A 9,011-nucleotide genomic window follows, 5' to 3' on the forward strand; every position below is an offset into this window, starting at 1 on the left:
GGGGGAGGGGTTGTCGGCTATTGACCGGCCCGTGCGCCTTGATCGCTTCTCGGCGCGCCCGCTCGATCCTTGTCCGCCCCGAACCCCGACCGCAGGCCATGTCCAATTCCTCGAGTTCCGCGCTGCTGCCCGCCGGCCTGCACGACGTGCTGCCGCTCGAAGCGGCGCAGGAGGCGGCGGCCGTCGAACGGCTGATGGCGGAGTGCGCCGGCCACGGGTACGAGCGCGTGAAGCCGCCGCTGGTCGAGTTCGAGGAGAGCCTGCTCACCGGTTCGGGCGCGGCCATGGCGTCGCAGACCTTCCGCCTGATGGACCCGGTGTCGCAGCGCATGATGGCCGTGCGCGCCGACATCACGCCGCAGATCGCCCGCATCGCCGCCACCCGCCTGGGCAAGGCGCCGCGCCCGCTGCGCCTGTGCTATGCCGGCGAGGTGCTGCGCGTGAAGGGCTCGCAGCTGCGGCCCGAGCGGCAGTTCACCCAGGTCGGCGTCGAGCTGATCGGCCCGCTGCAGCCGGAAGCCGACGCGGAGGTGGTGCTGCTCGCCGCCCGCGCGCTGGACGGGCTGGGCGTGCGCCACCTGTCGGTGGACCTGTGCGTGCCCACCATGATCCCGCTGATCTGCCGGGGCCTGGGCGTGCCCGAGGACGAGACCGCCCGCCTGCGCGCGGCGCTGGACCGCAAGGACGCCGCCGGGGTGGCGGCCGTCGGCGGGGCGGCGGCGGATCTCCTGGGCAGGCTGATGGACGCCTCGGGCGCGGCGGACCGCGCCATCGCCGTGCTGACGTCGGTCGAACTGCCGGAGGCGGCCGAGAAGGACCGCCGCCGCCTGACCGAGGTGGTGCGCCTGCTGCACGCCACCCGGCCGGACCTGACGCTGACCGTGGATCTGGTCGAGCATCGCGGCTTCGAGTACCAGACGGGCCTGAGCTTCACCCTGTTCGCGCGCGGCGTGCGCGGCGAGCTGGGCGGCGGCGGGCGCTACCGCGCCGGCAGCGCCGGGCCGGAGAACGAAGGCGAGCCGGCGACCGGCTTCACCCTTTATATGGATTCCGTGCTGCGCGCCGTGCCGGCACCGGCCGGCCCGCGGCGGGTGTTCCTGCCGCACGGCACGCCGGCGGCGGAGGCCGAGCGGCTGCGCGCCGACGGCTGGGTGACGGTGGCCGGCCTGGAGCCGGCGGCCGACGCGGCGGCCGAAGCCAAACGCCTGCTGTGCAGCCATCACCTCGTCAACGGCGAGGCTATGGCGGCGCGGTGATAGCGGCGCGGTGATGGTGGTCGGTTAAGGCAAACCTTTTTACACAGACGTTCGATCGGAGACCGAGATGGCCAACGTGGCGGTTGTCGGCGCCCAGTGGGGCGACGAAGGCAAGGGCAAGATCGTCGACTGGCTGTCCAGCCGGGCCGACGTGGTGGTGCGCTTTCAGGGCGGCCACAACGCCGGCCACACGCTGGTGATCAACGGCGTGACCTACAAGCTGAGCCTGCTGCCGTCCGGCGTGGTGCGGCAGGGCAAGCTGTCGGTCATCGGCAACGGCGTCGTGTTCGACCCCTGGGCCTTCATCAAGGAGGTCGAGGGCATCCGCGAGAAGGGCGTCGACGTCAACCCGGCGAACCTGCTGGTGGCGGAGAACGTGCCGCTGATCCTGCCGGTGCACGGCGCCGTCGACCGCGCCCGCGAGGAGGCCCGTGGCGCCGGCAAGATCGGCACCACCGGCCGCGGCATCGGCCCGGCGTACGAGGACAAGGTGGCGCGCCGCGCCATCCGCCTGTGCGACCTGACCGACGAGGCGGCGCTGAAGGAGAAGGTGGAGGCGCTGCTGGCGCACCACAACCTGCTGCTGCGCGGCCTGGGCGCGCCGGAGATGACGCCGGCCGACCTGCTGGACCCGCTGCGCGAGATCGCGCCGAAGGTGCTGCCCTACGCCAAGGTCGTGTGGAAGACGCTGGACGAGCTGCGCCGCGCCGGCAAGCGCATCCTGTTCGAGGGCGCCCAGGGCTCCATGCTCGACATCGACCACGGCACGTACCCGTACGTCACCTCCTCCAACACGGTGGCGGGCAACGCGGCGGCCGGCAGCGGCATGGGGCCGCGCGCGGTCGGCTACGTGCTGGGCATCTGCAAGGCGTACACGACGCGCGTCGGTTCCGGCCCGTTCCCGACCGAGCTGTTCGACGACATCGGCGACCAGATCGGCCAGCGCGGCCGCGAGTTCGGCACGGTGACCGGGCGCAAGCGCCGCTGCGGCTGGTTCGACGCCGTCATGGTCCGCCAGGCCATCAAGACCGGCGGCATCGACGGCATCGCGCTGACCAAGCTGGACGTGCTGGACGGCTTCGACGAGATCAAGGTCTGCGTCGGCTACAAGCTGGACGGGCAGGAATTGGACTACCTGCCGTCCAACGCCGCCGCCCAGGCGCGCGTCGAGCCGATCTACGAGACCTTCGAGGGCTGGAAGGACAGCACGCAGGGTGCCCGGTCCTGGGCCGAGCTGCCGGCGCAGGCGGTGAAGTACGTCCGCCACGTGGAGGAGCTGATCCAGGCCCCGGTGGCCCTGCTGTCCACCAGCCCGGAGCGCGACGACACCATCCTGATGCACGACCCGTTCGCGGATTGAGTGCGGGGTTTGTAGGAATGGCGTAAAGCCCCTCCCCCTCGACGGGGGAGGGGTTGGGGAGAGGGTGGTTACGCCTCTCACGCTGGCCGAAGGCCAGCGCTGCCGGCGTCAGGCGGATGCCTTTGGCATCCGCTGAGAGCCCGGCAGGGCGGAAGAGAGTCATGTTCCGCCGTCCGGCGGCTATCCCCCTCTCCCCAACCCCTCTCCCGCAAGGGGAGAGGGGCTTTTGGTTTAAGGTTGCTGCAACCATTCGGCACGCCGGCCCTCGACCGCGTCGGCGTTAACGGGTTATTTTCCTCTGGGGGTCAGTAAGATACTGACCAACTGACAGACCTGGGGAAATCCGTTCGCCATGCCGTCCGATGCCCAGACCAGTGCCGCGCAGGAAAGGGCCATGATGTCGGGCGATCCGGTCAAGCTGGGCGAGCGGTACGAGATCCTGCCCGGATCCCCCCTGCCGGCGCTGAACTCGCCGGGCGGAAACGCCTTCGGGGCGCGCGCGTCCCGCGACAAGCGCATGGAGCCGTTCGCCGTCATCTGCGGCGGCGGGGTGCTGCCGCGCTCCGACGTGGTGTCGACGTTCGCCAACGTCGACAACGCCATGCTGATGAAGCTGATGGACTGGGGCGTCGTCGACTGGCCGCCGGACCGCATGCGGCGCTACTGCCTCGTCTTCGAGAAGCCGGCCGGGCGGCGGCTGATGAACGCGCTGACCGACACGGTCGAGCCGATGCCGGAAGACCACCTGACCCGGCAGGTGGTGCACCCCATGGTCTCGGTGCTGAAGGAGCTGTCGAGCCGCGGGCTGGTGCACGGCGGCATCCGGCCGACCAACATGTACTACCGCGACCTCGCGTCCGGCACGCTGATGCTGGGCGAATCGGTGTCGGTGCCGCCCGGCTACGGCCAGCCGGCGCTGGTGGAGACGGTCGAACGCGGCATGGCCATGCCGTCCGGGCGCGGCAACGGCAGCATCGCCGACGACCTCTATTCGCTGGGCGTCACGCTGCTGGTCCTGCTGCTGGGGCGCAACCCGGTGGCCGGGCTGGAGGACGACGCGCTGATCCAGGCGAAGATCGAGCGCGGCTCCTACCCCGCGCTGGTCGGGCAGATGCGCCTGCCGCTGGGCATCGGCGAAGTGATCCGCGGCCTGCTGGTGGACGACCCCAAGCAGCGCTGGACGCTGAACGACCTGGACCTGTGGCTGTCCGGCCGGCGCCTGAGCCCCAAGCAGCCGCAGATCCCCCGGCGCGGCGCCCGTCCGGTGGAATTCCAGGGGCAGGAATACTGGTACTGCCGCACGCTGGCCCGCGCGCTGTGCCGCCACCCGCCGGCCGCCACGCCGATCATCGAGAGCGGCGAGCTGGACAAGTGGCTGCGCCGCAGCATGTCCGACGACATCCGGGCGGAAGCCGTGGGCAACGCCATCCAGACGGCCAGCAGTTCGGGCAAGGGCGGATCCATGGCCGAGCGGCTGGTGGCGCGCGTGTGCATGGCGCTGGACCCGGCGGCCCCCATCCGCTACCGCGGCAAGGCGGCGCTGCCCGACGGCATCGGCACGGCGCTGGGCGAGGCGTTCCTGCGCGGCGAATCCCCGCAATCGGTCGCGGAGATGATCACCAACCAGCTGCCGATGTTCTGGGTGAACGTCCAGAACGACTTCAAGCCGGAGTTCGTGCCGCTGGTGCAGAGCTTCGACCAGATCCGCGCGTTCCTCGACCGGACGGCGCCGGGCCTGGGGCTGGAGCGCGTGCTGTACGAGATGAACCCGACGATGCCCTGCATCAGCCCGCTGGTCTACAACCAGTACCCGGTGACGCCGGCCGACGTGCTGCGCGCGCTGGACTGGGCGGGGTCGGGCGGCGAGCGGGCGAAGGAGCCCATCGACCGGCAGATCGCCGCCTTCCTGGCCGCCCGCCACAAGCGGACGGAGGAGATGCTGTACGGCCAGCTGTCGCCGTCCATCGACCCGCTGCGCCGCGTCATCGCCATGCTGAGCATCCTGTCCGACGTGCAGGCGCGCACCGGCACCGAGCCGCTGCCGCACCTGTGCGCCTGGATGGTGTCGCTGCTGGACCCGGCGTTCCGCCGCTTCCACAGCCGCCCGCAGCAGGAGGAGGTGCGCCGCCAAGCCGACAACGCCGCGCACGGCGGCCGGCTGGCCGACCTGCTGAAGATCGTCGACGACCCCGAATCGCTGCGCCGCGACAAGGCGGAGTTCGAGGCGGCGCAGATCGCCTACCGCGAATCCGACGGCGAGATCGAGAAGCTGAAGCAGATGGTGGGCGACCGCACCAGCATCATCGAAGGCACCGGCCGGCAGGTGGCGGCGATCATCTCCAGCCTCGTCTCCACGGTGCTGGTGGCCGGCATCATCCTGTTCTTCGCGTTCTGAGGGGAGCGAGCGACCTGGCATGGCACGACGACCCCCCGCCAAATCGAAGCGCCACAAGAAGGGCGGCAGCCGCGTCTGGCTGTTCTTGCTGCTGATCCTGCCGGCGGCGCTGGTGATCCTGCCCACCTCGATCCTGTTCGGCATCGGCATGATCCCGACCATGGTCGCCTACGTGATCGACCGCGACCCGGAGAAGTCGGCGCCGATCACCGTGGGCGGCCTGAACTTCTGCGGCTGCATGCCCTTCGCCATCGAGCTGTGGAAGCACAACCACACCATCATGGCGGCCATGAAGGTGTTCGGCGACCCGCTGTCGTGGCTGGTGATGTACGGCGCGGCGGCCGTCGGCTGGGCCTTCTACTACGGCATCCCGCCGGCCATCGCGAGTGCCGAGATCATGCGCGCCGAGAAGCGCATCGATTCGCTGCGCCAGAAGAAGGTGAAGCTGGTGCAGGAGTGGGGGCCGGATGTGGCCGGCGACACCTTCGACGATTCCGGCGGCGTCGAGATCGGATCGGCCCTGGAGAGCCAGGGGGCATGAGGGCGGGGTTGGTCGTGGCGCTGGCCGCCGTGCTGGGCTTGGGCGGCTGTTCCGGCGAGCCGTCGGAGGCCGACATGCGCAAGGCGGTGGAGGGCGCCACCAGGGCGAAGCTGGACGCCATGGGACGCGGAGGCTTCCGGTCGTTCGACGTGTTCCGCAAGCAGGGCTGCGTCGACGCCAAGGACCGCAAGGGGGCGTACGACTGCTACTACGCCGCCACCTTCGCGCCGCAGCCGGGCGAGAAGCCGCTGACGGTCAACGGCAAGGGGCGCTTCGAGAAGGCGGGCGGCGGGCTGAAGTTCGAGGACCTGGGGGCGCAGCCGCGGTAGGGGAGGGGGCGAACGCCCCCTCAGCTCGCCAGCTTCTGTTCCAGCGCGGCGTTGCGGATGGCCTTCTGCAGCTTCTCGAAGGCGCGCACCTCGATCTGGCGGACGCGCTCGCGGCTGATGCCGTACTTCTGCGACAGGTCTTCCAGCGTCGTCGGGTTGTCGCGCAGGCGGCGCTCCATCAGGATGTCGCGCTCGCGGTCGTTCAGCCCCTTCATGGCCTGGACCAGCAGCTTGCGGCGCTTGCCCAGCTCCTCGTTCTCGGCGAGGCTGATCTCCTGGTTGGAGGTCTCGTCCACCAGCCAGTCCTGCCACTCGCCCTCGCTGTCGGCGCGCAAAGGCGCGTTCAGCGAATGGTCGGGGCTGGCGAGCCGGCGGTTCATGTTGACCACGTCCTGCTCGGGCACGTCGAGCTTCTCGGCGATGCTCTTCACCACCTCGGGCGACAGGTCGCCCTCCTCGATGGCCTGCATCTGGCCCTTCAGCTTGCGCAGGTTGAAGAACAGCTTCTTCTGCGCGGCCGTGGTGCCCATCTTCACCAGCGACCAGGAGTGCAGGATGTATTCCTGGATGGCGGCGCGGATCCACCACATCGCGTAGGTGGCCAGGCGGAAGCCGCGGTCGGGGTCGAAACGCTTGACCGCCTGCATCATGCCGACGTTGCCCTCGGAGATCAGCTCCGACAGCGGCAGGCCGTAGCCGCGGTAGCCCATGGCGATCTTCGCCACGAGGCGCAGGTGGCTGGTCACCAGCTTGTGCGCGGCCTTCGAATCCTCATGCTCCTGCCAGCGCTTGGCGAGCATGTACTCCTCCTCCGGCGCCAGCATCGGAAATTTGCGGATTTCCTGCAGATAGCGCGAGAGGTTGCTTTCCGAATTGATGACCGGAACGCTGGGAACTGTCGCCATGACCAACCCTCTCCTGACGGTCCTTCGCGTGCCTTCTGCCGGGCACCGGGCCGCCATCAAAACCGAACCCGTCTGAACGGAACCTGAACCGTATCCTTGACCAAACTATGGCATGCCGTACCCCGGACGCCGCCCTGTAGAATATCCCAGCTTGACACGGGGGCATAGCCGTTTCTAAAGCCCTTCCAGGGCGGCGATGAGATCCGCGATGTCCGCCGGCAGGCCCACGCCGAAACGCACGGATTCGCCGCTGGCGGGGTGCCGGAAGGCGATTCCCACCGCGTGCAGGGCCTGTCTGGGAAAGCCAACAAGGGCGCCGCGCTGCGGTTCCGGCGCATTGGAGGCATGGGCACCCCCGGCGCGCGCCGCGCGCCCGCGGCCGTACAGCGGATCCCCCACCACCGGATGGCCGATATGCGCCATGTGCACGCGGATCTGGTGGGTGCGCCCGGTCTCCAGCGTGCATTCCACCAGCGCCGCCGTGCGGCCGAAGGCGCGCAGCACGCGGTAGCGGGTGGCGGCGTGCTTGCCGCCGCTCTCCAGCACGGCCATGCGCTTGCGGTCGGTGGGGTGGCGGCCGATGTTGCCCTCGATCCGGCCCTGTTTGGGCGACGGCACGCCCCAGACCAGCGCCTGGTAGGTGCGGCTGAGCGAGCGGTCGGAGAACTGCTCGGTCAGGGCGTGGTGGGCGCGGTCGTTCTTGGCCACCACCATCAGGCCGCTGGTGTCCTTGTCGAGGCGATGGACGATGCCCGGCCGGCGCACGCCGCCGATGCCCGACAGGCTGTCGCCGCAGTGCGCCAGCAGGGCGTTCACCAGCGTTCCGTCGGCGTTGCCGGCGGCCGGGTGGACGACGAGGCCCGGCGGCTTGTCGAGCACCAGCACGTCCGCGTCCTCGTGCACGACGGTCAGCGGGATCTCCTGCGCCTCCGGCACGGCGGGTTCGGCGGCGGGGACGAGGACCTCGAACGTCTGGCCGGGTTTGACCCTCTGCGAGGCGTCGGTTATGGTCCGCCCGTCGGACCGCACGTGGCCCTGCTCCAGCAGCGCCTGCGCGCGCGAGCGCGAAAGGTCGGGAACGGCGGCCGCCAGCACCTTGTCCAGCCGGTCGCCCGCCGCTTCGGGCGGAACGGCGACGGTGTGGCGGGTGCCTTCCGGGTCTGGCGCGTCTGCGGGCGCATTGGTGGTTCGACCGTCGTCCTGCATCATCACCACTCGTGGACCTGATCCGTGCGCGTGCTCAAGGCTGCCATCATCATCATGGGCGTGTTCATCCTGGCCGGGTATGCCTATCTGGGCGTCGAGGTCGTCAAGCGCTTTTCCAACAAGGTGACGGCTGAGCCGCAGGAAGCCGCCGAGGACCGGCCGCTGCCCGCCGGCCCGACGGGCGAGGTGTCGCTGAACCTGCCCTCCGGTGCCCGCATCGGCGAGATGCTGGCCGTGGGCAACCGGGTGGTGTTCCGCGTGACCATACCCGACGGCGCCGACCGTCTCTACACGCTCGATCCGCGCTCCGGCGCGGTTTCCTCCGTCGTCACGACCGGGAGCCGCTGATATGACCGCCAACATGACCGCGAATACGACGGCGGGATACGATTTCCGCAGCGACAACGTCGCCGGCGCGGCACCCGAGGTGGTGGACGCCCTGGCCCAGGCGGCGCGCGGCACCGCCTCGCCCTACGGCGAGGACGAGTGGACGGCGCGCGTCACCAAGCGCCTGAGCGAGGTGTTCGAGACGGAGGTGGCGGTGTTCCCCGTGGCCACCGGCACGGCGGCCAACGCGCTGGCGCTGTCGGCGGTGACGCCGCCCTACGGGGCCATCTACTGCCACGCCGGCAGCCACATCAACACCGACGAGTGCGGCGCGCCGGAGCAGTTCAGCGGTGGCGCCAAGCTGGTGGGCCTGCCCGGTGATGCCGGCAAGCTGACGGCGGCCGGCCTCGAATCGGCGCTGGGGCAGGCGGCGTTCGGCGTCGTCCACCGCGTGCAGCCGGCGGCACTCAGCCTGTCGCAGGCGACCGAGGCCGGCACCGTCTACCGCCCGGACGAGGTGGAGGCGCTGACCGACGTGGCGCACCGCCACGGCATGGCCGTGCACATGGACGGCGCGCGCTTCGCCAACGCGCTGTCGCGCCTGGGCTGCACCCCAGCCGAGCTGACGTGGCGGGCGGACGTGGACGTGCTGTCGCTGGGCGGCACCAAGGGCGGCTGCCTGGCGGCCGAGG

General features: G+C 70.4%; 9 protein-coding genes. 7 read left to right on the forward strand and 2 right to left on the reverse strand.

The window, feature by feature from the left end:
• Nucleotides 1-98: 98 nt before the first annotated feature.
• The 5 genes from VED21_RS10105 (at nt 99) to VED21_RS10125 (ending at nt 5,881) form a co-directional block, all read left to right on the forward strand.
• Nucleotides 99-1,256 carry an ATP phosphoribosyltransferase regulatory subunit gene (locus VED21_RS10105; RefSeq protein ID WP_324882217.1) on the forward strand — a complete coding sequence of 386 codons (1,158 nt, stop codon included), beginning with the start codon at nt 99-101 and terminating at the stop codon, nt 1,254-1,256.
• Between the two features lie 67 nt (nt 1,257-1,323).
• Entirely contained in the window at nt 1,324-2,616 is a 1,293-nt protein-coding gene (locus tag VED21_RS10110) for an adenylosuccinate synthase (RefSeq protein ID WP_324882218.1), read from the forward strand.
• Between the two features lie 352 nt (nt 2,617-2,968).
• Nucleotides 2,969-5,011: a serine/threonine protein kinase gene (locus tag VED21_RS10115; RefSeq protein WP_324882219.1), complete on the forward strand. Its 2,043-nt coding sequence runs from the start codon at nt 2,969-2,971 to the stop codon at nt 5,009-5,011.
• A gap of 19 nt (nt 5,012-5,030) precedes the next feature.
• Nucleotides 5,031-5,552, forward strand: a complete 522-nt coding sequence (locus VED21_RS10120; protein WP_324882220.1) for a hypothetical protein — start codon at nt 5,031-5,033, stop codon at nt 5,550-5,552.
• A complete protein-coding gene (locus tag VED21_RS10125; protein WP_324882221.1) occupies nt 5,549-5,881 on the forward strand; it encodes a hypothetical protein in 333 nt (110 codons plus the stop codon). The genes VED21_RS10120 and VED21_RS10125 overlap by 4 nt, the downstream gene beginning before the upstream one ends.
• Nucleotides 5,882-5,901: 20 nt before the next feature.
• Here the strand turns inward: VED21_RS10125 and rpoH are convergent, their stop codons facing one another.
• Both rpoH and VED21_RS10135 read right to left on the reverse strand, forming a co-directional pair.
• On the reverse strand, nt 5,902-6,786 hold the full coding sequence (rpoH, locus tag VED21_RS10130) for an RNA polymerase sigma factor RpoH (protein ID WP_324882222.1): 885 nt from the start codon (nt 6,784-6,786) through the stop codon (nt 5,902-5,904).
• Between the two features lie 174 nt (nt 6,787-6,960).
• Complete coding sequence (locus tag VED21_RS10135) at nt 6,961-7,992, reverse strand: RluA family pseudouridine synthase (protein WP_324882225.1); 1,032 nt, start codon at nt 7,990-7,992, stop codon at nt 6,961-6,963.
• A 24-nt stretch (nt 7,993-8,016) separates the two neighbouring features.
• On the opposite strand from VED21_RS10135, the gene VED21_RS10140 reads away from it, so the two are divergent.
• Nucleotides 8,017-8,340: a hypothetical protein gene (locus tag VED21_RS10140; protein WP_324882223.1), complete on the forward strand. Its 324-nt coding sequence runs from the start codon at nt 8,017-8,019 to the stop codon at nt 8,338-8,340.
• 1 nt (nt 8,341) lies between these two features.
• A partial coding sequence (locus VED21_RS10145) for a threonine aldolase family protein (RefSeq protein WP_324882224.1) occupies nt 8,342-9,011 on the forward strand: 670 nt, incomplete at its 3' end.

This window comes from Azospirillum sp. (assembly GCF_035627195.1).
In the GTDB taxonomy this organism is placed as follows: Bacteria; Pseudomonadota; Alphaproteobacteria; order Azospirillales; family Azospirillaceae; genus Azospirillum.